Raw genomic sequence first — 24357 nt, 5'->3', positions numbered from 1 at the left:
TTGACATAAAAAAATAAATAGATCCCTCAGATAGAACAAGCTATAACTCTCTCAAGGAATCTATTTATGAATAATCTCAAAAACGTGATTATTATGTTTAATAAGCACCCTTACGTAATACGACCAATAAAACTGTTTTAAATAAGATAATAATATCTAATTTTAAAGATTGATTGTATACATAATATAATTCTATATCCACCCTTTCTGGGTATCCTACATCACTTCTACCACTCACTTGCCAATAACCTGTTAAACCAGGACTCACAGATAAAAAGTCTGAAGTTTTAGAGCCGTATTCTTTTAATTCCTCCTGAATTACTGGTCTTGGACCAACTAAACTCATATCACCTTTAAGGACATTGATAAACTGTGGTAGTTCATCTAAACTTGTTCTTCGTAAAAAGCGCCCTATATTTGTAATACGTGGATCTTCCTCTGGCTCAAGCTTATAGTTATTATCTACATATTTCTTATATAAAACTTCATTTTTTTCTAATTTCTCTTCTGCATTAACTACCATAGAACGAAATTTATAAATACCAAATACTTTACCATCTTTACCAATTCTGGATTGTTTAAAGAAAACTGGTCCTTTCGCATCCCCACGCATGTAAAGGATAGGAATTATAATAAAAAATGGAGAAAATACTATCAAACCCACAATAGCACCTATAATATCCAGTGTCCTTTTAAAAAATGCATGTAAAATTGATGTTTTTTTCACTACACTTATTTCTTTCTCCACAGATTTATGTATTAATCCTCTTTCTTCCAACCTTTTCACCTCACCTTTACACATGTATATTTTCTATTTTTATAAGTTCAGTCATATACTCCAATAATTCATCTTTTAATTCTTTATGTTGTAACGCCATCTCAATTGTCGTTTTAATAAACCCAAACTTCTCACCAACATCATAACGAGTTCCCTCAAAATCATAAGCAAATACACGCTGAATTTCATTTAAACGTTGAATCGCATCTGTTAATTGAATTTCGCCACCTGCACCTGTCTGCTGATTCTCTAGGAACATAAAGATTTCTGGTGTTAATATGTAACGTCCCATAATTGCCAAATTAGATGGCGCTGTTCCTTGAACTGGCTTTTCTACAAATTGACGCACCTGATAACGACGTTCATTTTGTTCAACTGGATCGATAATACCGTAACGATGTGTTTCATTTTCTGGCACTGTTTGTACACCAATAACGGATGATTGTGTACCTTCATATTGATCCATTAATTGACGTAAACATGGTGTATCAGCTTGTACTATATCATCACCAAGTAATACCGCAAATGGCTCATTTCCAATAAATTTACGTGCACACCATACTGCATGCCCTAAACCTTTTGGTTCTTTCTGTCTTATGTAATGAATGTTAATTTTTGAAGAAGCTTGTACTTTTTCAAGCATTTCATACTTCCCTTTTTCTAAAAGGCTTTGTTCTAATTCGAAAGAGTGATCGAAATGATCTTCAATGGCACGTTTTCCTTTTCCAGTAACAATAATAATGTCTTCAATTCCTGATTCAATCGCTTCTTCTATTATGTATTGAATTGTCGGTTTATCGACGATAGGTAGCATTTCTTTCGGCATTGCCTTTGTTGCTGGTAAAAATCTTGTCCCAAGACCAGCAGCTGGGATAATCGCTTTTCTTACTTTTTTCAATTATACTCCCCCTATAAATCTATTTATTTGTATGTAACAATAACAAAAACCCTACCTATAGAGTCATTTTTATAACTCCATAGGTAGAGTTTCTATTACAAATAAATTATGGGCATCTAACCCATCCTCACGCCATACTCCCGACGACAAGCGTCTAAGGTAGGCATGAAATAAAATTTCTACCCACAGCACGACCGAGTGCCCCCGTTGATAACGGTTAGGAGACATCACCAATTATTTATTTAAAAAATACCGAACAATTTTTTACGACGAATTTGTTCTGGATCTTCTTTGTAAATTGCCTTCCCGCTAATTAATAAGTACGGATTTTCTTTCAAATCACTCATAACATTCATTCCGAATTCTTTCTCAATTAATTCATAGCTTTCCGCTAAATGAAATCCTCTTGACGTTATGTTATGTGCATCTGAAGCAACCATATGTGTTAAGTTGTGTTCTACAAGTTGAAGTGAAAACTTTTTGATTTTTTTACCGAATTTCCCTAATAAACTACCTGCCGTTACTTGCGTCAGTGCACCTTTATTTACAAGGTTATATAACTTATCTGGCCGCTCGATTAACTCGGCATTACGTTCCGGATGAACAATAATTGGAATCATTCCCTTAACACGCAATTCATATAATAGGTGTTCCGCATAACGCGGTACGTGATTAGATGGGAATTCAATGAATATATATTTATTGGTTTCGTTTAAAGTAACGATTTTACCAGCTTCATAGTCTTCTAATAAATCACCATATAACCTAATCTCCTGCCCCGGTAAAATGGTAAGTGGGATATTATGTTGTTGTAGTTCATCATTTAGTTGTTTTACGTGATGAATAATTGAGGTACGTTCATTTACATATTTGCCATTTTGATGGTGCGGCGTTGCGACAATTGTATGTATTCCTTCTGATACGGCTTGTTGTGCCATTGCTAAACTATCTGTTACTGTTTGTGCACCGTCATCGATACCATGTAAAATGTGACAATGTAAATCAATCATTCTTTCAACCTTCCTTTCTCCTATCAGTCTTTTTTCCCTTGAATATGAGACATCTCATATTCAAGGGAAAAAAGGAGATATGGTTGAAACATATCTCATCCTTTTAATTAGTTTGCGCCATAATAATAATATAAGCCGTTTTCACGTTCACGGTCATTTAAAACAACACCTAACAATTTACCTTTTGCAGACTCCAATAACCCTTTTGCTTTTACTGCTGTTTCTTTCTCTGTTGATTCACTACGAACAACAAGAACAGAAGCATCACATACATTTGCCATGATTTGTGCATCGGTAACAGCTAAAATTGGAGGCATATCAAAAATAACTAAATCGTACATGCTGTATGCTTGTCCAAGAAGTTCTTTCATTGATCTTGAACCTAATAATTCTGCTGGATTTGGTGGGATTGGGCCACAAGCTAAAAAGTGTAGATTATCTACAGATGTCGTCTGTACACATTTTTCTAAACGTTCACTATGTGTTAGTACATTCGTAAGTCCAAAAATGTTATCTACTTGGAACATTTGATGCATTGCTGGTTTACGCATATCTGCATCAATTAATAATACTTTTTTTCCTTGTTGAGCAAACACAACTGCCATATTCGCTGTCGTTGTCGTTTTCCCTTCACTTGGGTTTGCAGACGTGACCATTAATGAATGTAAATTCGTATCAACAGCTGCAAATTCAATATTCGTTCGAATATTACGATATTGTTCTGAAATCGGTGATTTCGGTTGTTGATGAGCAATTAATTGACGGCGTTGACGATGATTCTTTTTCTTTTTAAATAAATTAAGAGCCAATTGTTTGTCCCCTCACTTTTCTTGATGATGGAGCGTGTGATTTCACGTTCATTGTTTCTTCATCCATACGAGCTACAATTCCTAACACTGGTAAGCCAAGTAAGGTTTCTACATCTTCTTCTTTTTTCACCGTATTATCTAAGTATTCTAGTAAGAATGCAAGGCCAACTGAAGCCATTAAACCAACAATGAAAGCAATTGCTACATTAAGCATTGGCGCTGGTTTAATCGGAGATTGATTTTCTGCAACTTCTGCTTTAGATATTACTGTTACGTTATCAACATTCATAATTTTTGCAACTTCACCTTTAAACACATCTGCAGTTGCATTCGCAATATCACGAGCTATTTTAGGATCTTTATCCTCAGCTGTTACAGCGATTACTTGTGAATCCTTTTCATTCGCAACATTAACTTTTTTCGTTAACTCTTGCGCTGTCATATTTAAATTTAATTTTTCATTCACTTGTTCTAAGATTACTGGGCTTTTAATAATAACCTTATATGTATTCGTTAATTGAATATTCGTTTGAACTTCACCAGCTTGAAACATCGATCCCTCTTGCTTCTTCTGATTAACAAGAATTTGCGTCGAAGATTGATAGATTGGTGTCATAAAGAAGAAGCTAATGATAGCACTTACAATAGCTGCACCAAAGGCGATTACGAGGATCATTGCTAAACGTTTTTTTAAGATATGAAATAACTCTTTTAAACTAATTGTTTCTTCCATAAGTTCCTCCAACTTTCTAAAATTTACACATAGGAAAAATTATAACATATAAATCTTACATTTTTTATTTTTAATAATTCAGTTCTATATTTGTTCACAAGAAACAAGTTTAATCTTACAAAATAATCTTAAATATGACAACACATTCCAATGATTTCCCAAAAATTTTATCATATCATGCTTTTTACACTGTATAACTTGATAAATAATTTTCAGAAAACAAAAAAGCCAACAAAAATTTTGTTGGCTTTTTATATTTTAGTAATAACCATACTGCTCTTTTTCTTCTCTTTTATCGTTTAGAACGACTCCAAGTAGTTTGCCTGATGCTTTATCTAATATTTGTTTCGCTTTTACGATTTTATCTTTTTCCGTCTTTTCACTTCGTACAACGAGTACTATTCCATCACATTTATTTGCAAGTATTTGTGCATCCGTAACCGCAAGGACAGGTGGTGTGTCAATTAATATAATATCAAACATGTTATATGCTTCTAGCAACGCCTCGTCCATTGCCCGGCTTCCTAATAGTTCTGCTGGGTTTGGCGGGATTGGACCTGCTGCCATTAAGTATACGTTCTCTATATCTGTTTTTTGAATGCATTGCATAAGTTTTGCTTGTCCTGATAATAAGTTCGTTAGCCCATTTGAACTATGAATGGCAAATAAGTTTTGTATCGTCGGCTTACGCAAGTCAGCTCCAATTAATAAAACTTTCTTTCCTTGTTGTCCGAAAACAACTGCTAAGTTTGAGATTGTTGTTGTTTTCCCATCACCTGGATCGGCTGAAGTAACAATAATAGAACGAACATGATTATCTACAGATGTAAACTCAATATTTGTGCGAATGTTACGGTATTGTTCTGTAATACGCGATTTAGGCTCTTTATGTGTAATTAATTGTCGTAATGGTTTTCTTTTCTTTCTCCCGAACATATTCATAATCTCCTTTTGTGAAATGCGACATTTCCCTTTTCTCTCTCTTATGCTCGATTTCATACGTCTAATTAATATTCTTGCTGAGTTCCCCACATTTCATCATAATCAATAACATCCTACTTTGTCTTATTTAAGTACCTTAACAATATGACAATGCCCTTATTTCTTTATTTCTTTATTACCTTTATCACTTATCCTGTTTTCTAGATAAATAATAAAGTAAGTATATGGTAATTACCATCTATTTACAAGATATTTTCTGATTAGTTTGTATATTATTGTTTAATCGTTATATAGCAGAAATTAAAAAATCCCCTTGTCTTTTCACAAGGAGATTTTTTAGTACTATCTATTCTTTTTTATCACCAATCGCAAATGTAATTTCTGCCTCACATGCAACTTCACCATCTACTGTTGCGATTGCTTTTCCTTTTCCAATTGGGCCGCGTACGCGTGTCATTTCTACTTCTAGACGAAGCTGATCACCTGGGCGTACTTGTTTTTTGAAACGGCAATTGTCGATACCTGCAAAGAAAGCAAGTCTTCCGCGGTTTTCTTCTTTCTTTAATACTGCAACTGCTCCGACTTGTGCTAATGCTTCTACAATAAGTACACCAGGCATAACTGCATAGTCAGGGAAGTGTCCGTTAAAGAATTCTTCGTTTGCGGATACATTTTTAATCCCAACCGCTCTTTTACCTTCATCTACTTCTAATATTTTATCAACAAGTAAAAATGGATAGCGGTGAGGAATGATTTCTTTAATTTGTTCTATATTTAGCATGTAACAATCGCCCCTTTTGTAATATTGGTCTTACCACTTGGACATATTGCTATTATCCCATTTTGTTTATTGTTTGTCATTACAAAGTAACATTTTAAATTTAGCACAACTTCCTAAAAAAAATGCACACACTCTATTCCATTAAAATAGTTGCACATTTTTGCAACTGACACGGAGGTGGAAAGGAGTGTATGCCCAAATTAGGGAAAGGCAATATGTATTGAAACATTATTTGCCTTAATGTCGTATTCGACTCATTATATTATAAACGTTTTCAATTAAGGAAATATTAAATTTAACCATATATATGAATATTTTACCTGTTTCCTTCACATTTCTCTATTTTCCTTCCATTTTCGCAAAAAATCAAAATAAAAAAATATAAAAACGAAAAAAAAAGAACTAAGGCGTCAGCCTTAGTTCTTTCAAATTATCTCAAAGCACGCTTTGGTAATCTATCGATATTCTCTAACATAATACCTGTACCAACCGCAACGCAGTGCATTGGGTTTTCAGCAATTAATACTGGTACTTTTAGTTCTTCTGCTAAAAGCATGTCGATACCGTGTAGTAAAGCTCCACCGCCTGTTAGAATAACACCGCGGTCGATGATATCTGCAGATAATTCTGGTGGTGTGCGCTCTAATACGCCTTTTGCAGCTTGTACAATAACAGCTGCATTTTCTTTTAATGCTTCTGTAATTTCTTCAGAGCATACTGTAATTGTACGTGGTAAGCCTGTTACCATGTCACGTCCGCGAATTTCAAGCTCTTCGCTACGTGCACCTGGGAATACTGTACCAACTTTAATTTTAATATCTTCTGAAGTACGTTCTCCGATTAATAGCTTATACTTACGTTTAATATAGTTTAAGATCTCCATATCAAACTTATCGCCAGCCATTTTGATAGAGGAAGAGGTAACAATATCACCCATAGATAGTACAGCGATATCTGTTGTACCTCCACCAATATCAACAACCATGTTACCGCTTGGTTGGAAGATTTCCATACCAGCACCAACTGCGGCTACTTTTGGTTCTTCTTCTAAAAATACTGTTTTACCACCTGAACGTTCAGCAGCTTCACGAATTGCTTTTTGTTCTACTGATGTAATATTTGTTGGACAACAAATTAAAATACGAGGTTTTGAAAAGAAGCTCTTTACGTCCAATTTGTTAATGAAATACTTTAACATTGCTTCTGTAATTTCGAAGTCTGCGATTACACCATCTTTAAGTGGACGAATTGCTACAATATTACCAGGCGTACGTCCCACCATGCTTCTCGCTTCTTCACCTACTGCTAATACTTTACCACTATTACGATCAATTGCCACAACAGATGGCTCATTTAATACAATACCCTTACCTTTAACATGAATTAATACGTTAGCCGTACCTAGGTCAATTCCGATATCTCGCGCAAACATTCCCGTTTTTTCCTCCTCGATATTCAAAATCAGGTTACACCCGAATTCTTTTCACCTAATTTCTGATTTTATCATAAATTTAACAGAAACGTAATATTCGCAAAAAGAATTCTTCTGAAAAATATTACCGAATGTGAACGGAATGTTTGCTACTGTAACATTATTGACGTACAGGCTTCTCTACATCTTCTTTTCTATACTTTTGCTTTGTTGCTTCTCCACCTCTTAAATGACGAATAGACTTATGATAATCAAGAATTTCTTTCACTTCATTTGCGAGCTCTGGATTAATTTCTGGTAGACGCTCTGTTAAATCTTTATGGACTGTACTCTTTGATACCCCAAATTCCTTTGCAATGACACGCACTGTCTTTCTTGTCTCCACGATATACTTACCAATCTTGATAGTTCTCTCTTTGATGTAATCGTGCACACCACTCGCCTCCCTAATTTGGATGTGAGAAGGGTGAAATGAGCCTCGCTGCATACGACTAAGAAGTAAGTGTGAGTGCTGTTTGTAAGCGTTAAACATTCTTGGATTTATAATGAAATGATTCACGATTTCTCACCTCAAACACTCTCTTTGCTTTGGTTTATACCATTGTATTGCCCGCACTACTGATATATGCTACATGTTCACTATTTTTGCGGACTAAGTTAAGAAAAATTACGTTTTTTTGTGAGAAATACGTTAACAGTGACTATTTTGACGAAAAAAAATGACACCTTATATATAAGGCGTCATTCTTCTCTTTCAAACTCTTCTTCTAATAATTGATGGTGGGGAACCTCTTTCTTACCGGCAATATAATAATATAAGGTGAATAAAACAAACAATAAAATAATAGCAGTCGACAGAACAAATAAAAATGACACAGTATCCCCTCCCTTTTGTAATATATATTCGAGAATCTCGTCATTTTTCCTTGTTTTTGCAACTTTTTTCTCGAAATTGAGTATTTTTATATAGAAATAAAAAAATCAGCTCTCCTAGTGAGAACTGACTTTTTCACTTTCTTATTCTTGTAAAGAAGAATCGTTAGATGATTCTGTAGAACCATTTGTTGATTTTTCTTCTTTCTTCGGTTCTTCTTTTTTGTCACTAGTTGAACCGCTTGTTGATTTCTCTTCTTTTTGAGACTTGTCTTCTGTTTTACTTTCAGGTTTCGTGCTCGTTGACTTCTCTTCTTTTTGAGATTTGTCATCAGCTTTTTTACCAGAAGCATTCGTAGCCTTTGCAGCACCTGCATCAGCTTTAATTTCTGTTACTGATTTATTTAAGTAACGTTCAGGGTTCACAGCCACATTGTCTTTACGTACTTCAAAGTGAACGTGAGAGCCTGCCTCTTTATTCATTGCACTTAGACCGGATGTTCCTAATACTTCACCTTGTGCAACTCTTGCACCTTTTTCTACTTTCACACTGCCTAAGCTTTGATAAGATACCGCTACACCATTTCCACTATCAACTGTTACAACATAACCAAGAAGTGAATCTTTTTCAGCTTTCGTTACTGTACCACTTAAAGCAGCAGCAACATTGAATTCTTTTCCATTCTTCGCAGCAATGTCAATTCCTTTGTTCGGGGAATATGTGTTGTTATAAAAGACAAGTGCTTTTTCTTGTTCCGCCTCAGTTGCTGCATCTTCATAGAATTTCTTCTGTACGACTACTTCCGCATTCGCGGCAGCTGGCATTTTCACTACTTCTGAAGATTTCGTTACTGGTACTGCTGGATCTTCCGATTGTGTATACGGTGTTGCTTGATCGTGGTTTGGAGTCTTCTTCGGATTAGCTCCTTGGAACCATAGCGCAACCATTAAGATTACCGCTGCACAAGCAATGTATAGTGCCGGAAACACCCATCTTTTTTGAAATAAATGTACTACCTTTTGCGACTTTTTATTATTTCTTCCTCGCATTCCATCATCACCTCAGCAATCATTTTGAACAATATTCACGTATCCTATACAACGTATAACTAATTACTTTTCGACAAAATCTGTAAAAATATGTATAAGAACTGTAAAATTTCCGAGGAAATGATAGAAAAAAGAAAAAACTGAGCGTTTCGGCTCAGTTTTTAGTCTAATTGTTTCTTTTTATATACGATTAAACATACAACGAGCGATATAATAAGCCAAACTGCAACATTTAATACATGCCCACTAATACTACTAAATCCCGCCCCACCTACTAAGCTTTTAAGTGCTTTCACAATATGAGATGTTGGAAGATATCCAATCATCGTCTTAATTACTTTATTTTCAACCATTGGCTCAAACTGTACAGCCAAATACATCGTCATTAATATCGGCATTCCAATTATTGATGTTTGTGGTACAGAAGATGCAAGTAATCCGATCATTGTTCCAAGTACGATAAACAAAATAGTTCCGCATAAGAATATCAATCCTACCAATGGAAGGTTAATATTTAACTGATCTAAAATGAATAAATTTGCAATACAAATGACCATCGTCAGACCCGATGTTAATAAACTCTTTCCAAGTAGAACTTCAACCGAAGATGCCGGTGATAGCATTAATACACGCAATGTATGTTTTTCTTTTTCTTCTGCAATTACCATAGATTGAACAAAGCCTGCGACAAATAGGAAGGCCGTTATAGTAGTAATACCTAACATTTCCTTTCCCACTCCAAATCTGCTAAACAAAAATGAAAGTATAATTGGTAAAAATGCCATTAACAACACTTGTGAATTTGTCTTAAAATCTTGTACTTCTTTTCTAAAAATAGCTGATACACGTCTCATTGAAAATGTCATTATAATCCCCTCCCAGTAACTTCAATAAAGATATCGCCTAAAGTTGGTTCGTGTGAATGAATAGATAACAGTTCGCCCTTTTTCATCCATTCTGAAATACGTTTTGCGCCTAATTCATCTTTTTGCACTACTTCTTTTTGTTTATCTTTTAATACGACCTCTATTTGATCCTTAGCGTATTGCAAGCGCAGGTTCTCTGGCGTATCAAGCGCTACAATTTCTCCGCCACAAAGGAAGGCAATACGGTTACAAAGCGTTTCTGCTTCATCCATGTTGTGAGTCGTTAAGAAAATCGTCGTTCCTTCTTCATTTAAGTCTTTTAAGATTTTATGAATGTTTTGTACGTTTACTGGATCAAGTGCAGATGTTGGTTCATCTAAGAAGAGGATATCTGGTTTATGAAGGATTGCTCTTGCTAGTGTGACGCGTTGCTTCATTCCCTTTGATAGTTTCTTTACTGGTGTTTTTTTATCATCTAATAAATTTACTTGTGCTAGTACTTCATCAATTCGTTCTTTTTTGCAATCGTATAAGTCACAAAATAATAGTAAGTTATCATAAATGCTAAGTCTTTCATATAAGCCGCTGTTATCTGTTAAAATACCAATTCGTTTGTAATCGATGCTACTTGGTCCTGTAATATCTTTCCCTAATACTCTTACCGTTCCAACACTATGAAGCAATTGAGAAGTTAAAATTTTTACTGTTGTCGTCTTACCAGATCCACTCGGTCCGAGGAATCCAAAAATCTCTCCTTGCTTCACCTCAATATTTACATTTCCAAGTGCCGTTTTTCCGTCGAAACTTTTCATTACATCTTTCATTTCAATTGCCAATGTCATTTCTTCATCTCCTTTGTTTTTCTTCTTTATAGATGAAAGTCGCTTTAGCGCTTTTCGTTCGTTTGTTTCGCTTTTCTTAACTCAATCATATGAAAAACAAAGGGATTACGCAGTAAAATACCGGTAAAAGGAGTATTTTTACCGGTGAATGAATCGCATGTTGAGCTTATTGGAACACTTTTTATAGCCCAATCACGCCTTTTAATTCATCCATGCGTCCTTTTGAAAGCGGAATTGAACTTTTTCTTTCGTCATCCAAAATTAAACTAAAACTGTTACGAGTCCAAGTAATCACTTCTCGTACTCTTTGTAAATTCACAAGATACGAGCGGTGACATCTAAAGAAACCAAAACCTGTTAATCTTGCTTCTAGTTCACTTAATGTTAATGCACATACGAAATCACCTTCACGAACGTGAATATGCGTTACTCCGTTTTGCGTTTCAATGAAATGGATTTCCATCGGATCAAGTAAAATGATTTTATCGTTCACTTTCGCAGGTATTCTTTCTAACTTCATTTGCGGAATCATTTGAATGACTTTTTCTTCACCGACTTCTTCCACTTCCTCTTGCTCAATTTCTATCTTTTTCACACCATCGTTGTTTAATATGTATACATCTTCCGTTAACGAAAGGGCATCCGATAGAAAAGATGACGTAATAAAAATCGCCTTTCCTTGCTCTTTCATTTTCATAATTGCTTTTCGAATAATAATCGTACTCTCTATATCTACATTTTGCTCTGGCTCTTCCAAAATGACTAAATCCGGATTATGAATCATCATTCGTCCAATATGAAGACGGCGTTTCTCTGAAAATGACAATTTTTCTATTTTAACGTTTAGTTTATCTAGGAGACCAACAGACTGCACAACTTCTTCTATACTTATCTTTGATTCATAAAGCCCTATTAAAAACTTAAAGTATTCTTTCACCTTCAAACGATCATATGCCTCATCCTTCAAAAAACAAAAGCCGATGCGGGAATAATTTTTCTTTCCAATTGCTTCTCCTTCAAACAGTACATTGCCAGTCGAAGCTTCTTCTTCACCAATAATAATGCGGTGTAACACTTTAGCTGTATGATTATTGCATTGCAAAACAATACATTGTCCTTTCTCAACCTTTAGCTCAATTGCCGGTAACTGGTTCGTCTTCCCTAATTGTTTCAACTCTAGTAACGCCATTTCATTTCCCCCAAATGCCTTTTTATCCTATTATATCAAACAGTTAATGGAAAATTATGATATTTTAAACAAAAAAAATAGGTGCCAGAGTTCTGACACCTATTTCTTCACCATCAATTTCCCTTCATAATCATTCATCGTCTTTATTTCAACGCCTTTATAGTAATGAGCGACGATATCTGTATATTTCTTTCCTTCCGCTGCCATGCCGTTGGCCCCGTATTGACTCATACCAACGCCGTGACCGAAACCTTTCGTCGTAACGATGATTTTATCTCCTTGTTGTTTCCACGTAAAATCAGAAGAACGTAAATCTAACTTTTCACGAACTTCTTTTCCAGTTAATGTTTTTCCTTGAAAAGCTACATCCTTTACGCGCTTTCCTTCCGTAAGGTCTTTAATATTGCCAACCTTTCCGTCTGCTAGCACTTTCACACCGAGACGTTTTTGAAAATCAGCTACTGTAAATGTTTGCTCGCTCGTAAACTTTGGAGAGGCTTGATCCCACGGACTATCTACACTTTTCAAGTACGGATAATCATTTCCCCAATAGTCAGCTGCATTTTCTGTTCGACCATTACTCGTTGAAAAGAAGGATGCTGAAATTGGTTTTCCATCATACGTTAAAACTTGTCCTGCTGTTTTCGAAACGGCTTCTTCGATTTTCTTCAAATTATTTTCGTAGTTATTACCCCATTGCTTCTTCAATTCATCTTTGCTTTTGTACACTTGATCTTTCACCGTATCTGTCACGTCCGCATTATTTTTCTTTCCTCCGCTTAGCATACGTTGTACTACAAATGTTCTCGCTGCTAATGCCTGCGCCTTTAGTGCCTCTATTTCAAAACTGGCATTCATCTCAGAAGCTACTACACCTGTCACATACTCCTCCACTGGTAATGTTTCTACCTTCTTCTGTTTTTCGCGATATACAGCAACTTGAACAGCTGTATCTACTTTTCCTGGAGCTGGTATGCTTTCTATCGCTGGAGGAGTTTTAGAGGCCGTTTCTTCCCCTACTTTTGCTTTCGCAAATGGAATAACAAGGGCTGCAGGTACAATGATAACGAGCGCTATTAAGAGCGCTACTGTAATAAAAAGTGGCTTTGAAAATTTCATCCTATTTTCCTCCAATATAAAAGCTTTACTCCATTCATTCTTATGGAACAACTCTTTCTTTTAGAACATACTTAAGGGGAAGAGTATAAAACAGAAATTTTCTAAATATTTTTACTGGTACGTGCATAAGTATAGAATTTATTGACTATAACAGTAATAACCAAAAAAAATAGCCCCTATGTCAAAAGACATAGAGACTATTTTAATTAAGCGTGAAGATCAGAAACCTCTTGTTCTTTCACTTCTTCTACTTTTTCGTTTACACGTTCAATAGTTGCACCTAATGCAGCTAATTTCTTATGGAAGTTTACATAGCCACGGTCAAGATGTTTTAACTCAGTTACACGAGTATAACCTTCTGATACTAAACCAGCTAAGATTAATGCAGCTGCAGCACGTAAGTCAGTTGCTGCTACTTCAGCACCTTGTAAGCTGTTTGGACCGTTCATAATAACAGAACGACCTTCAATTTTAATATCAGCATTCATACGACGGAATTCTTCAACGTGCATAAAGCGGTTTTCGAATACCGTTTCTGTAATCATGCTTGTTCCATCAGCTTGTAGTAATAATGCCATCATTTGTGATTGCATGTCTGTTGGGAAACCTGGGTGAGGCATAGTTTTAATATCAACCGCTTTTAACTTATCTGGGCCGATAACACGTACACCTTCGTTTTCCTCAATAATTTTAACACCCATTTCTTCCATTTTCGCTGTAATTGAGCGTAAATGTTCAGGTACAGCATTTTCAATTAAGATGTCTCCACCAGTAATTGCTGCTGCAACCATGAATGTTCCCGCTTCAATACGGTCAGGAATAATAGAGTGGTTTGCACCATATAATTTATCAACGCCTTCGATACGAATCGTTCCAGTTCCAGCTCCGCGTACTTTCGCTCCCATCGCATTTAAGAAGTTAGCTAAGTCAACGATTTCTGGTTCTTTCGCTGCGTTTTCAAGAATTGTTGTCCCTTTTGCTAATGTAGCTGCAGACATAATGTTTTCTGTCGCGCCTACGCTTGGGAAGTCTAAGTAGATTTTAGCTCCTTTTAGTTCTCCCTCAACATATGCCTCAACAAAACCGTTACCAACCTGTACTTTTGCTCCCATTGCTTCGAAGCCTTTTAAATGTTGGTCAATTGGACGTGAACCAATTGCACATCCACCAGGAAGTGCAATACGAGCACGACCGTTACGTGCTAATAATGGTCCCATTACTTGAACAGATGCACGCATTTTACGTACATATTCAAATGGTGCTTCAATGTTTAGTTCTTTAGAAGAATCGATTGTTACTTGATTATTTTCAAATACGACTTCAGCATTTAAATGACGTAATACCTCATTAATTGTGTATACATCAGACAAAACTGGTACTTCAGATAGTACATTCTTTCCATCACTCGCTAATAGGGCTGCAGCGATTATAGGTAATACAGCATTTTTTGCGCCCTCAACACGCACTGTGCCGTTTAACCGCTTTCCGCCACGGACGATGATCTTTTCCAAATTATTCCCCTCCGTGTCCTTTTTTCAGTATCTATTCACTCAATACTCAGAAGTTATGATCGGTGTGCCAACCACAATTGTATCTTTGTTGTCTGTAGAACGTATTGCTATTTGCACATTTATTTTCTCTCTATTTGTTGAAAGAGCGTCATCCCACTTTTTATTGTATGCGGAGACTGACACAAATGCTCTTTCTTCTACTTGTTCGATCGCTCTTGCTGAAAGATCTTTCAAAACCTGATTGGTTTTATTTTGCAAAACACCTTCAATCTTATCATTCAGTACACCTTGAACACAAGTGTAAATTATAGGTTTTTCACTAAAAATTTTATTCATGTTTCGAACATACTTCGGGTCCCATTTCGCCCCACTTACTTCAAAGATAATGAAAGTGTTTTCTTTAGTATTTTCTTTACTCCAAGTTACTACTACTCGTTCTTCATAAGAAGAAAGCTTTTTATAGGATGTAGCTTTATATCCATCTGGAGATTGCTCTACTTCCCACTTTTGAATATTTGCCTTTTCCTTCACATCGTTTAACAACTTTTGAAACGTATGTATGTTAGAAATTGTTTTTGTTTCTCTCGCTAACCATGACCATTTTTCTACTTTAGCATCATTTTTCTCTAAAGCCTTGATCATGCTCTCCATTTTCTGTTCATCGCTTATCGGTTTCATCTCTCTATATCCAACCAAAAATAAAACAACACTAAGTGCAACAATAAGAATGGCTTTAAGCTTCAATTTCATCCCCTCCTATCCCCATTGTTAACGGAGATTTGAGGTTCTATACACTTACTTTACTAAATACGTTAAACTCTTCGAATAGCCTAAATAATCAAGGAAAAAGTTACTTACAGATGTCCCAATTGCAATTGTAATTAAGATGAGTAATACTCGCGTCTGCAGCACTTTTCCGGACTTCATTAAACGCTCAATGTGAATGCCTTGTAAGGCCCACCACGTAATGGTAATAAACAATAAATGCGAAACAATGGCAATCAGTGCTTGTTGCCCTAAAAGTTGTGCCAAAAAATCGACCCCTTTTTACTCAGCTACTACTTATGAAAGAATATAAAAACGATACCATAATAAGTAGGAGCTACACTTTTTCAAATGCACATAGACATCTTACATTTTACATCGTGATTTTCTTTCCAAAAACGTATATCTACATTACAAGTTAACACAAAATAAAAAGCGCAGAGTACTGACTCCACACCTTTTATTTTCACTATTGTACCACGTTCCCTAAGAAGAAGAAATCTTTCATTAATGGAAAATATTCATAAAAGAAATTGTACCCAATCATCGGCATAATCCCTAGTATTACAATCGAAATTGCACAAAGACTCATAACAACCTTTATATTTAACGGTAACCGTATTCTCTCTTCTGTCTCTCCGGTGTGGAAAAACATTTGTTGTAAAATACGGAAATAATATACGAATGAAACAACTGTCGTACCCATCATAATCGAAGCTAGTACGTAATGTGCTGGCTCTACATGAAGTGCGCCTAAAAAGATATTAATCTTTCCAATGAAGCCAGCCGTTCCTGGTATCCCAGCCAACGATAAAATAAAAATTGTCATCATTATCGCTGTAAATGGCGACCTTTTATATAAACCTGTGAAAATTGTTATATTTTCCTCATTATTTTGTAAGATTAAGCCGTGGATAATGGCAAATGCGCCTATATTCATAAGCATGTATGCCAGCATATAAAACCACATGCTATCCATCGTAAATGGTGATAATGCCACAAGTGGAACGAGTAAATACCCTGCATGAGCAATGCCCGAATAAGCAAATAAACGCTTTATATTGTATTGTTTTAACGCTACTACATTCCCAACAATCATCGTAATACTTGCTAGCACCGCAATATATATACTCATATGCCCATATAAAGATTGCATATCTCCTTGTATTAATACACTTGCAAAGATCATAAGGAACAAACGAATAATGAGTAGGAACCCGGCAATTTTAGAAATCGTTCCAAGAAAAGCAGTAACTGGTGTAGCTGCTCCTTCATACACATCAGGTGCCCACATATGAAACGGCACTGTGGCAATTTTAAATGAGAGACCAACTAGCAATAAAAGAAATGCGAGAGCTAACAATAACTGAATACCACTAGCGAGTTCCCCAGTGAGTACCTTTTGCATATCTACAATGTTAGTTGAACCTGTAATACCGTATAAATAACTCATTCCGAAGAGCGTAATCGCCGTTCCAATTCCTCCGCTAATGACGTATTTCATTGCCGCTTCATTTGATGCACGGCTCTTTTTTCGTATTCCTACTAAAATATAAGAAGAAAGTGAAAGTAACTCCAAACCAACGAAAAGGGTAATAAAATCAACACTAGAAGCCATGAACATCGCACCAAGAAGTGCCATTAAAAATAAATAATAATATTCACCTTTATCTTCGATTGGATTCTTCTTATCATCGCTCATTGCGGTGCATAAAATGAGGGCTGAGGCACCTAATAGCAACGTTTTAAACCCTTTTGAAAATCCATCTAACACAAACGATCCATTTAAAATATCTCCTGCTGGTTCGCTATATAGAGTAATTAATGACACGATTGCTAATACGATGGCAGCAATCGCACCAAGAGCTACATATCTATGGTTCAGCTTAAAAAACAAATCACATATGGAAAGGAGGATGGCGGCGCCGAGAATAATAAATTCTGGCACCATTAGATGCCACGATAAGCTAAGTAACGTATTCATATCCATCCTACTTCACCCCCAATGTTTTCAATGTATTTTGAAGCGGATCCCCTAGTATTTCTGGCATAACTCCAATTGCAATAATACAAAAGATAAGTAGTAAAACAGGGACATACTCCCATCCGTGTATATCAGATTTTGCTTCCCACTCTTTCTTTCCAAATGTCACTTGAAGTGTCGCCCTTAATACATATACAGCGGTTAAAATGATGCCAATCACACCGACTGCAGCAATGATGGGCTCTCCTTGAAATAAACCGAGAAAGGCAAGAAATTCACTAACAAACCCAGACATCCCTGGTAATCCGAGCGATGCCATTCCTCCTGCTAAGAAGAAGCCGCTAAGTACTGGGACACTTTTTGCGAGTCCACCAAGCGCTGTAATGTCTGATGTTCCGAAACGTTGTTCTATAACACCGAGTAAGAAAAACAGCAAGGCTGCAATTAAACCGTGCGATACAACCTGGAATAACGCTCCTTGTGTACCAGGTGCATTAAGTGACGCAAGTCCCATTAACACAATTCCCATATGCGAAATACTAGAGTAAGCCAGTACTTTCCTAAAGTCTGTTTGGATGAGCGCTAAAAAGGCACCGTATAATAAATTAATTACGCCTAATATCGCAATTAGTGTTGCAACATCGTGAAAATATTCCGGGAATAGCCCTTTCCCGAAGCGAATAATACCGTACGCTCCAATCTTCAGCAAAACACCCGCATGAAGCATAACTACAGCTGGATGCGCTTCTATGTGTACATTGACCATCCAGCGGTGCAACGGAAAAACAGGTAGTTTAATTGCAAAAGCAATCATTATGGCAATAAATACACTAAGCTGCAAACTACTTGGGATGACGAGTGCTCCCTCTGCGTTTACGCTTCTTAATATCTCTTTCAGCTCCACAATATTTGTTGTACCTGTTTTCGCGAACAAAATTGAGAAAACAATGAGCAAAATAGCTGAGCCAATACCGTTATATATTAAATAACTATACGCAGCCTTTTCACTCGACAATTTTCCCCACTTTCCAATTAATAAGAACATTGGTGGCAACGTAATTTCAAAGAAGATAAAAAACAACATTAAGTTTTGAGCAGCAAAGACGCCGAGCATTCCTATTTCTAGCATGAGTAACAGCATATAAAATGCTTTTAAATTTCTTTTAATAGAAAAGGCTGCAATTGCTGCAAGCGTTGCTAGAAGAGCCGTCAGTACCATCATGACAAGCGACAAACCATCAATACCGAGCTCGTAATAAATAGAAAACCACCTTTTATCTACCGCTGTAAAATCGCCGAACTTAATCCATTTCATCTTTTCATCGAATAGTGACAAATTCTTTCCAGAAGCATATGTACAAGCGAGGACGATAGCGATTCCAAATGGAAGTGCCGTCCCAAATAAGCCAAGCGCTCGCACTGTACGCAATTCCTTTTTCGGTGTTAATACAAGCAATAAAATTCCTAAAAGCGGGGAAAAAATGAAGAACGTTAACAACAAATCATTCATCGTAAATCCCCTCCCGTATAGAGCAAAATAATGACGAGTACAGCGAGCGAAACCGCCGTTACAGTACCGTACACTTGTACATTCCCGTTTTGAAGTTTCGATCCAAGGTTACTTGTGCCTTTCACTACACTTGCAATTAAAACTGCAATTCCTTCGACTACATACACTTCAAATAAGCGAAGCACATGAGCGATTCCTTTCGTAATAGGGATCACCGTCATGTTGTATAGTTCATCCACATAATATTTTTCTTTCAAAAGATTATAAAGCGATGTTTCCGTACCCCCAGCCCAATTCCTAGAAATTGATTTCTTCCTATATATGAAATATGCAAGAGCGATTCCCGCAAATGAAACGAGTGTCGCAACAATCATAATCCAAACTGGTCCATGCGTTTCTTCAACCTTAAACCCTACATCTTTCGTCAACCAATCTCCGAGAAACGTCCCAAACCATGGTGTATTTATATATCCTGCCACTACTGCGAGAACGCCGAGAACAATCATTGGATACGTCATAACGCGAGGCGATTCATGCACTTCTTCCTTCGTCTGCGTTTCTCCAGTAAAGACAAGAAAGTATAGGCGGAACATATAGAACGCTGTTAAAAACGCCGCAATTACCGCTAAAGTAAATAAAACGTAATTGCCATTCATCCACGTCGCCGCTAAAATTTCATCTTTGCTGAAAAAACCGGAAAGCAGCGGAACACCGCTAATGGCAAGGGTACCTATTAAAAATAGCGTACCAGTTACTTTCATCTTCTTCTGTAAACCGCCCATTTTATTAATGTTTTGCGTATGCACAGCATGAATTACACTTCCTGCCGCCAAAAATAGTAGTGCTTTAAAAAAAGCATGTGTTGTTAAATGAAATATACCAGCTACATAACCGGCAGAACCTAACGCGAGCATCATGTACCCGAGCTGGCTAACTGTAGAATAAGCAAGCACCCTCTTTATATCTGTTTGCACAAGACCGATAGAGGCCGCAAAGATTGCAGTGAAAGCTCCAACGATTGCCACTGTCTGCATCGCCACTGTACTTGCTGAAAATAGAGGGAACATCGTCGCTACTAAATATACGCCAGCTGCGACCATCGTCGCCGCGTGAATAAGTGCCGAAACGGGCGTTGGCCCCTCCATTGCATCTGGCAACCACGTATGAAGCGGGAACTGCCCTGATTTCCCCATCGCCCCGATAAAAATTAATATCGCTGTTATTGTAATCATGTAAGGAGGTAGATCCCCTGTATAAATCGCCCTAAATATTGCGTCATATTCAAAACTACCTGCGTACCAAAAAATTAAAATCATCCCGATAAATAAACCAACATCCCCAATACGGGTCATAATAAAAGCCTTTTTTGCAGCAGCCTTCGCTTCTTCTTTAAAGAAATAAAAACCGATAAGTAAAAATGAGCCAAGGCCAACTAATTCCCAAAATATATAAAGTTGTAATAAATTCGTTGATATAACAAGCCCTAACATCGCAAATGTAAAGAGTCCTAAATATGCGTAAAAGGTCGGTAATCGTTCATCACCTTTCATATAACCTTTCGAATACACATGTACAAGTAGACTCACAAGCGTCACGATAAATAACATTAAAGCTCCTAATGCAGTCACTTCAAAGCCGAATGATATATCCACATCTCCAGCTCTAAGCCACACCCACTTATGCTTCACGCTTGCTTCTGAAAACCTTTCTATTAACACAAGTACCGCAAGTATAAAGGAGAGAAAGACGAAAAAAATACTAAGTACGCTGCTTCCTTCTCTAATTTTCTTCCCGAATATAATAAGTAACAAAAACGAAACGAGTGGGAAAAGCGGTATGAGCCATGCATAATCGATCATTGTTTCCTTCCCCCTTTTTCGGTCACAATGCTATCCTTTGAGCGTATCCATTTCATCCACCTGAACTGTCGTACGATTACGATATAAAGCAATTAAAATAGCGAGTCCTACCGCCGCTTCCGCTGCCGCTACAGCCATCGTAAACAGTGAGAAAATTTGACCTGTTAAATTCGGAAATAAGCCTAATTTACTAAACGCCACTAAGTTTAAATTGGCAGCATTCAGCATTAATTCGATACAAACTAATACGATTACTGTATTCCGCTTTGTTAAAGCTCCAAATAGACCGATGCAAAACAAAATAATCGCAAGTGTTAAATATGCAGAAGCTGGAACGCTACTCATTGGAATCCTCCTCTTTCTCGTCCTTTTTCGCAAGTATAATTGCGCCAACGAGTGCTACAAGTAAAATAACTGAAGTTAGTTCAAATGGAATAATATATTTTGAATAGAGAAGCGTACCGATTTGAAGTGTGTTGTTTTCATGGAGAGGTAAACTTCCTTGTGTGCTTTCATTTGCAAAATCAACATTATTAACAGCGAAATACATAACCGCTCCAAATGCTACAACTGCAAAGAAGATAATCCATTTTCGAAGAGTAAGACGCGATTCATTTTCCGCGTTATGTTTCGTTAACATAATGCCGAAAATCATAATAATTGTGATTGCACCGGAGTAAAGTAAAATTTGTGCAACGCCTATAAATTCGGCTGACAAAAGAAAATACAAACCTGCAATGCTGAGAAATGTCAGAACGAGAGCTAGCATCATGTGCATAACTTTCGTTAAGTTCAACATAAGAACACCGCCGATAATTGCAGACAAGGATAGTATAAAGAATGCTACAAACTCGCCATTCATGCCTTATTCTCCTTCCTGACGTTTTCGTCGTTTTCGTCAAGCCACTGCAAATTTTTAAATAAGTCATCACGTGAATATTCCGCGAGTTCAAAGTTATTTGTCATGACAATTGCCTCTGTCGGACAAACTTCTGTACATAAATCACAAAGAATACAAATTTCAAAATTAATATCATACGTGTCGATAATTTTTCCTTTTTTCGTAGGATCCGGATGTTTCTTTCCTGTTAACTGAATACAGTCTGTCGGACAAATGTTAGAGCACTGATTACAAACAATACATTTCTCCGGATAAAATTTTTGAATCCCCCGAAAACGGTCTGGCAACGGCAACGGTTGATTTGGATAATCATACGTTACCTTCTTCTTGCTCAAATTACTTAATGTATATTTTAACCCTTTAAATAGTCCTTTCATCTCTTACTGGCACCCCCCTCATAGATTAGAAGAATAACTCCTTAATCAATGCCGTTAAGAAAATATTTGCAAGTGCAATCGGCAATAATACTTTCCATCCAAACTCCATTAACTGGTCACCTCTTATACGCGGGAACGTAACGCGGAACCAAATTAATAGAAAGACTACACTGCTAAATTTCAAAGCAAACCATACGGCACCTGGGATAAATCCAAGAAACATGACTGGATTCCATCCGCCTAAAAAGAGCACTGTAATTAACGATGCCATCCCGAAGAAATATACGTACTCTGAAAGCATGAAAAACGCCCAGCGAAAACCGGAGTATTCCGTATGATATCCAGAAACAAGTTCTGACTCCGCTTCCGGCAAATCGAATGGCGTCCTATTTAATTCTGCAACTGCTGCGATTAAGAAAACGACGAAGCCAATTGGCTGTACGAAAATGTACCAAACCTTCTCCTGCGCCGCTACAATCTCATTTAAATTCAGACTACCAGCTAGCAAAACGATACCAATTACACTCATTACGAGCGGAATCTCATAAGAAATCATTTGCGCCGCCGCACGCATCCCTCCTAAAAGGGAATATTTATTATTCGATGCCCATCCCCCAGTTACAACACCTATCGTCGTAATACCGGAAACAGCAATATAATAAAGTAGCCCGACTCCAATATCTGCAAATTGAAATTTATCAGTGAACGGGATAACCGCAAGCACCATAAATGCTGGTGCAAATGCAATGACAGGCGCTAATATAAACAGCGGTTTATCTGCTGCTTTCGGAATACTATCTTCTTTCAATAATAGTTTTAAAACATCAGCTACCGTTTGCAGTAAACCGAATCGGCCTCCAACCTGGTTTGGTCCAATCCGCCCTTGCATAAACCCCATCACTTTCCGTTCTGCCAAAATTCCATATGTAACGAAGCCAAGGACTGCAAATAGTAGAAGTACCGCTAATCCGAAAAAAATGAAGAAATTCGTCCAGCTTGAAGGTGATTGTAAGAGCGTCTCAATCATTAGCCATCAACCTCCCCAAGTACAATATCAACTCCACCTAAAATCGTAATTAAATTAGCGATGTTTTCACCTTTCAATAACTTCGGTAAAATTTGCAAGTTATAAAAAGATGGCCTACGAAACTTCAAACGGTACGGCTCTTTCTTTCCGTCACTTGCGATATAACAACCAATCTCTCCGCGCGGCGATTCGATACGTACAAATGCTTCTCCCTTAGGTGCCTTAATAATTTTCGGTACTTTTGCCAGCACAGCTCCATCTTTCGGGAACTGCTGAACCGCTTGCTCAACAATCTTTAAAGACTCCTCGATTTCTTGCATTCGGCAAACGTAGCGATCCCAAGCATCTCCCACGCTTCCAAGAGGAATATCAAAATCAAAACGATCATAAATCGAATACGGCTCATCTTTGCGAAGATCCCAGTTTACTCCAGTGCACCGCAAATTTGCTCCGCTTAAAGAATACGAGATTGCTTCTTCCGCGCTATATATACCAACGCCTTTCACACGATTTAAGAAAATCTCATTACCGCTAACAAGATCGTGATACCCTGCTAATTGCTCCCTCATATACGGAACAAACTCTTCCACCTTTTCAATCCAACCATCTGGCGCATCCCACTTCACACCGCCAACTCTCATATAGTTAAAAGTAAGCCGTGCCCCGCATAATTCATTTAATAAATTTATAATCATCTCTCGTTCACGAAACGCGTACAAAAACGGGCTGACCGCTCCTATATCAAGAAGATTCGTCCCCCACCAAACGAGATGACTCGCAATTCTTCCTAGCTCCATCGCAAGTACTCGCAAGTATTCGGCACGCTCTGGAATTTCAAGCCCCATCATCGTCTCTACAGCATGGCAAATGACGTAATTATTCGTCATGGCTGATAAATAGTCCATTCGATCTGTATAAGGGATAATTTGCGTATACTGTAAGCTCTCAGCGATCTTTTCGGTCCCGCGATGCAAATATCCAATAACAGGTGTAGCTTCTTTAATAATTTCCCCGTCAATCTTAATTACGAGCCTGAACACACCATGTGTACTCGGATGCTGAGGTCCTACATTCAAAAGCATCTCTTCCGTGCGGATCATA

Annotated in this window: 26 protein-coding genes; all 26 read right to left on the bottom strand. The window is 37.1% G+C overall.

Annotation, left to right across the window (positions count from 1 at the left end; translation table 11 throughout):
* Nucleotides 1-97: 97 nt before the first annotated feature.
* The 26 genes from ACTFRM_RS22515 to nuoD all read right to left on the bottom strand — a co-directional run bounded on the left by ACTFRM_RS22515 (nt 98) and on the right by nuoD (nt 24356).
* A complete protein-coding gene (locus ACTFRM_RS22515; RefSeq protein WP_000392624.1) occupies nt 98-778 on the bottom strand; it encodes a sugar transferase in 681 nt (226 codons plus the stop codon).
* A gap of 16 nt (nt 779-794) precedes the next feature.
* Nucleotides 795-1676, bottom strand: coding sequence for a UTP--glucose-1-phosphate uridylyltransferase BpsC (bpsC, locus tag ACTFRM_RS22510; RefSeq protein ID WP_000757786.1), 882 nt, complete (start codon nt 1674-1676; stop codon nt 795-797).
* 242 nt (nt 1677-1918) lie between these two features.
* Nucleotides 1919-2686 (bottom strand): tyrosine-protein phosphatase, encoded by a 768-nt coding sequence (locus tag ACTFRM_RS22505; RefSeq protein ID WP_000566189.1) that lies wholly within the window; start codon nt 2684-2686, stop codon nt 1919-1921.
* A 107-nt stretch (nt 2687-2793) separates the two neighbouring features.
* Nucleotides 2794-3495 (bottom strand): CpsD/CapB family tyrosine-protein kinase, encoded by a 702-nt coding sequence (locus ACTFRM_RS22500; protein WP_001207171.1) that lies wholly within the window; start codon nt 3493-3495, stop codon nt 2794-2796.
* Nucleotides 3485-4228 (bottom strand): YveK family protein, encoded by a 744-nt coding sequence (locus tag ACTFRM_RS22495; protein ID WP_000393157.1) that lies wholly within the window; start codon nt 4226-4228, stop codon nt 3485-3487. Before ACTFRM_RS22495 ends, ACTFRM_RS22500 begins: the two co-directional genes overlap by 11 nt.
* Nucleotides 4229-4486: 258 nt before the next feature.
* Nucleotides 4487-5164, bottom strand: a complete 678-nt coding sequence (locus tag ACTFRM_RS22490) for a CpsD/CapB family tyrosine-protein kinase (protein ID WP_000467956.1) — start codon at nt 5162-5164, stop codon at nt 4487-4489.
* A gap of 352 nt (nt 5165-5516) precedes the next feature.
* The gene (gene fabZ / locus ACTFRM_RS22485; protein ID WP_000931959.1) at nt 5517-5951 is read right to left on the bottom strand and encodes a 3-hydroxyacyl-ACP dehydratase FabZ; all 435 of its coding nucleotides are present in this window, start codon (nt 5949-5951) and stop codon (nt 5517-5519) included.
* Nucleotides 5952-6381: 430 nt separating this feature from the next.
* The gene (locus ACTFRM_RS22480; protein ID WP_000457978.1) at nt 6382-7383 is read right to left on the bottom strand and encodes a rod shape-determining protein; all 1002 of its coding nucleotides are present in this window, start codon (nt 7381-7383) and stop codon (nt 6382-6384) included.
* 160 nt (nt 7384-7543) lie between these two features.
* Nucleotides 7544-7816, bottom strand: a complete 273-nt coding sequence (spoIIID, locus tag ACTFRM_RS22475; protein WP_000544012.1) for a sporulation transcriptional regulator SpoIIID — start codon at nt 7814-7816, stop codon at nt 7544-7546.
* Nucleotides 7817-8124: 308 nt separating this feature from the next.
* Nucleotides 8125-8259 (bottom strand): hypothetical protein, encoded by a 135-nt coding sequence (locus ACTFRM_RS22470; RefSeq protein WP_000008901.1) that lies wholly within the window; start codon nt 8257-8259, stop codon nt 8125-8127.
* Nucleotides 8260-8400: 141 nt separating this feature from the next.
* Nucleotides 8401-9306 carry a M23 family metallopeptidase gene (locus tag ACTFRM_RS22465; RefSeq protein ID WP_001214925.1) on the bottom strand — a complete coding sequence of 302 codons (906 nt, stop codon included), beginning with the start codon at nt 9304-9306 and terminating at the stop codon, nt 8401-8403.
* Nucleotides 9307-9467: 161 nt separating this feature from the next.
* Complete coding sequence (locus ACTFRM_RS22460) at nt 9468-10172, bottom strand: ABC transporter permease (protein ID WP_000144450.1); 705 nt, start codon at nt 10170-10172, stop codon at nt 9468-9470.
* Nucleotides 10172-11014 (bottom strand): ABC transporter ATP-binding protein, encoded by an 843-nt coding sequence (locus tag ACTFRM_RS22455; protein WP_000170820.1) that lies wholly within the window; start codon nt 11012-11014, stop codon nt 10172-10174. The genes ACTFRM_RS22460 and ACTFRM_RS22455 overlap by 1 nt, the downstream gene beginning before the upstream one ends.
* A 181-nt stretch (nt 11015-11195) precedes the next feature.
* The gene (locus ACTFRM_RS22450; RefSeq protein WP_001185926.1) at nt 11196-12203 is read right to left on the bottom strand and encodes a LytTR family transcriptional regulator DNA-binding domain-containing protein; all 1008 of its coding nucleotides are present in this window, start codon (nt 12201-12203) and stop codon (nt 11196-11198) included.
* Nucleotides 12204-12302: 99 nt separating this feature from the next.
* The gene (gene spoIID / locus ACTFRM_RS22445; protein ID WP_000672663.1) at nt 12303-13322 is read right to left on the bottom strand and encodes a stage II sporulation protein D; all 1020 of its coding nucleotides are present in this window, start codon (nt 13320-13322) and stop codon (nt 12303-12305) included.
* A 206-nt stretch (nt 13323-13528) separates the two neighbouring features.
* On the bottom strand, nt 13529-14833 hold the full coding sequence (gene murA, locus ACTFRM_RS22440; RefSeq protein WP_000411274.1) for a UDP-N-acetylglucosamine 1-carboxyvinyltransferase: 1305 nt from the start codon (nt 14831-14833) through the stop codon (nt 13529-13531).
* 39 nt (nt 14834-14872) lie between these two features.
* Nucleotides 14873-15577 (bottom strand): YwmB family TATA-box binding protein, encoded by a 705-nt coding sequence (locus ACTFRM_RS22435; RefSeq protein ID WP_000767917.1) that lies wholly within the window; start codon nt 15575-15577, stop codon nt 14873-14875.
* Between the two features lie 51 nt (nt 15578-15628).
* The gene (locus tag ACTFRM_RS22430; RefSeq protein WP_000057889.1) at nt 15629-15865 is read right to left on the bottom strand and encodes a DUF1146 family protein; all 237 of its coding nucleotides are present in this window, start codon (nt 15863-15865) and stop codon (nt 15629-15631) included.
* 202 nt (nt 15866-16067) lie between these two features.
* Nucleotides 16068-17582 carry an NADH-quinone oxidoreductase subunit NuoN gene (gene nuoN, locus ACTFRM_RS22425; protein WP_002183008.1) on the bottom strand — a complete coding sequence of 505 codons (1515 nt, stop codon included), beginning with the start codon at nt 17580-17582 and terminating at the stop codon, nt 16068-16070.
* Nucleotides 17583-17589: 7 nt separating this feature from the next.
* The gene (locus ACTFRM_RS22420; RefSeq protein ID WP_173600716.1) at nt 17590-19092 is read right to left on the bottom strand and encodes an NADH-quinone oxidoreductase subunit M; all 1503 of its coding nucleotides are present in this window, start codon (nt 19090-19092) and stop codon (nt 17590-17592) included.
* Nucleotides 19089-20951: an NADH-quinone oxidoreductase subunit L gene (nuoL, locus tag ACTFRM_RS22415; RefSeq protein ID WP_000568233.1), complete on the bottom strand. Its 1863-nt coding sequence runs from the start codon at nt 20949-20951 to the stop codon at nt 19089-19091. The genes ACTFRM_RS22420 and nuoL overlap by 4 nt, the downstream gene beginning before the upstream one ends.
* A 30-nt stretch (nt 20952-20981) precedes the next feature.
* Nucleotides 20982-21296 (bottom strand): NADH-quinone oxidoreductase subunit NuoK, encoded by a 315-nt coding sequence (nuoK, locus tag ACTFRM_RS22410; protein ID WP_000100079.1) that lies wholly within the window; start codon nt 21294-21296, stop codon nt 20982-20984.
* A complete protein-coding gene (locus ACTFRM_RS22405; RefSeq protein WP_001012812.1) occupies nt 21289-21813 on the bottom strand; it encodes an NADH-quinone oxidoreductase subunit J in 525 nt (174 codons plus the stop codon). Before ACTFRM_RS22405 ends, nuoK begins: the two co-directional genes overlap by 8 nt.
* A complete protein-coding gene (nuoI, locus tag ACTFRM_RS22400; RefSeq protein ID WP_000677191.1) occupies nt 21810-22229 on the bottom strand; it encodes an NADH-quinone oxidoreductase subunit NuoI in 420 nt (139 codons plus the stop codon). Before nuoI ends, ACTFRM_RS22405 begins: the two co-directional genes overlap by 4 nt.
* A gap of 25 nt (nt 22230-22254) precedes the next feature.
* Nucleotides 22255-23256 carry an NADH-quinone oxidoreductase subunit NuoH gene (gene nuoH / locus ACTFRM_RS22395; RefSeq protein WP_000573426.1) on the bottom strand — a complete coding sequence of 334 codons (1002 nt, stop codon included), beginning with the start codon at nt 23254-23256 and terminating at the stop codon, nt 22255-22257.
* Nucleotides 23256-24356 carry an NADH-quinone oxidoreductase subunit NuoD gene (gene nuoD, locus ACTFRM_RS22390; RefSeq protein WP_000621428.1) on the bottom strand — a complete coding sequence of 367 codons (1101 nt, stop codon included), beginning with the start codon at nt 24354-24356 and terminating at the stop codon, nt 23256-23258. The genes nuoH and nuoD overlap by 1 nt, the downstream gene beginning before the upstream one ends.
* Nucleotide 24357: the final 1 nt, after the last annotated feature.

The organism is Bacillus cereus group sp. MYBK227-1, from assembly GCF_051916325.1.
GTDB lineage: Bacteria > Bacillota > Bacilli > Bacillales > Bacillaceae_G > Bacillus_A > Bacillus_A cereus.
Note: the sequence above shows the minus strand (reverse complement) of the source record. Positions and strands in the feature narration are given on the sequence as shown.

Bases quoted from the DNA above. Each gene is read 5' to 3' on its own strand.
- nuoK (WP_000100079.1), bottom strand. From the start codon at position 21,296: ATGAGTAGCGTTCCAGCTTCTGCATATTTAACACTTGCGATTATTTTG.
- ACTFRM_RS22490 (WP_000467956.1), bottom strand. From the start codon at position 5,164: ATGTTCGGGAGAAAGAAAAGAAAACCATTACGACAATTAATTACACAT.
- ACTFRM_RS22450 (WP_001185926.1), bottom strand. From the start codon at position 12,203: ATGGCGTTACTAGAGTTGAAACAATTAGGGAAGACGAACCAGTTACCG.
- spoIID (WP_000672663.1), bottom strand. From the start codon at position 13,322: ATGAAATTTTCAAAGCCACTTTTTATTACAGTAGCGCTCTTAATAGCG.
- nuoI (WP_000677191.1), bottom strand. From the start codon at position 22,229: ATGAAAGGACTATTTAAAGGGTTAAAATATACATTAAGTAATTTGAGC.
- ACTFRM_RS22480 (WP_000457978.1), bottom strand. From the start codon at position 7,383: ATGTTTGCGCGAGATATCGGAATTGACCTAGGTACGGCTAACGTATTA.
- nuoN (WP_002183008.1), bottom strand. From the start codon at position 17,582: ATGAATACGTTACTTAGCTTATCGTGGCATCTAATGGTGCCAGAATTT.
- fabZ (WP_000931959.1), bottom strand. From the start codon at position 5,951: ATGCTAAATATAGAACAAATTAAAGAAATCATTCCTCACCGCTATCCA.
- ACTFRM_RS22495 (WP_000393157.1), bottom strand. From the start codon at position 4,228: ATGGAAGAAACAATTAGTTTAAAAGAGTTATTTCATATCTTAAAAAAA.
- nuoD (WP_000621428.1), bottom strand. From the start codon at position 24,356: ATGATCCGCACGGAAGAGATGCTTTTGAATGTAGGACCTCAGCATCCG.
- ACTFRM_RS22455 (WP_000170820.1), bottom strand. From the start codon at position 11,014: ATGACATTGGCAATTGAAATGAAAGATGTAATGAAAAGTTTCGACGGA.
- nuoH (WP_000573426.1), bottom strand. From the start codon at position 23,256: ATGATTGAGACGCTCTTACAATCACCTTCAAGCTGGACGAATTTCTTC.
- ACTFRM_RS22420 (WP_173600716.1), bottom strand. From the start codon at position 19,092: ATGAATGATTTGTTGTTAACGTTCTTCATTTTTTCCCCGCTTTTAGGA.
- ACTFRM_RS22505 (WP_000566189.1), bottom strand. From the start codon at position 2,686: ATGATTGATTTACATTGTCACATTTTACATGGTATCGATGACGGTGCA.
- nuoL (WP_000568233.1), bottom strand. From the start codon at position 20,951: ATGATCGATTATGCATGGCTCATACCGCTTTTCCCACTCGTTTCGTTT.
- ACTFRM_RS22465 (WP_001214925.1), bottom strand. From the start codon at position 9,306: ATGCGAGGAAGAAATAATAAAAAGTCGCAAAAGGTAGTACATTTATTT.
- ACTFRM_RS22405 (WP_001012812.1), bottom strand. From the start codon at position 21,813: ATGAATGGCGAGTTTGTAGCATTCTTTATACTATCCTTGTCTGCAATT.
- ACTFRM_RS22460 (WP_000144450.1), bottom strand. From the start codon at position 10,172: ATGACATTTTCAATGAGACGTGTATCAGCTATTTTTAGAAAAGAAGTA.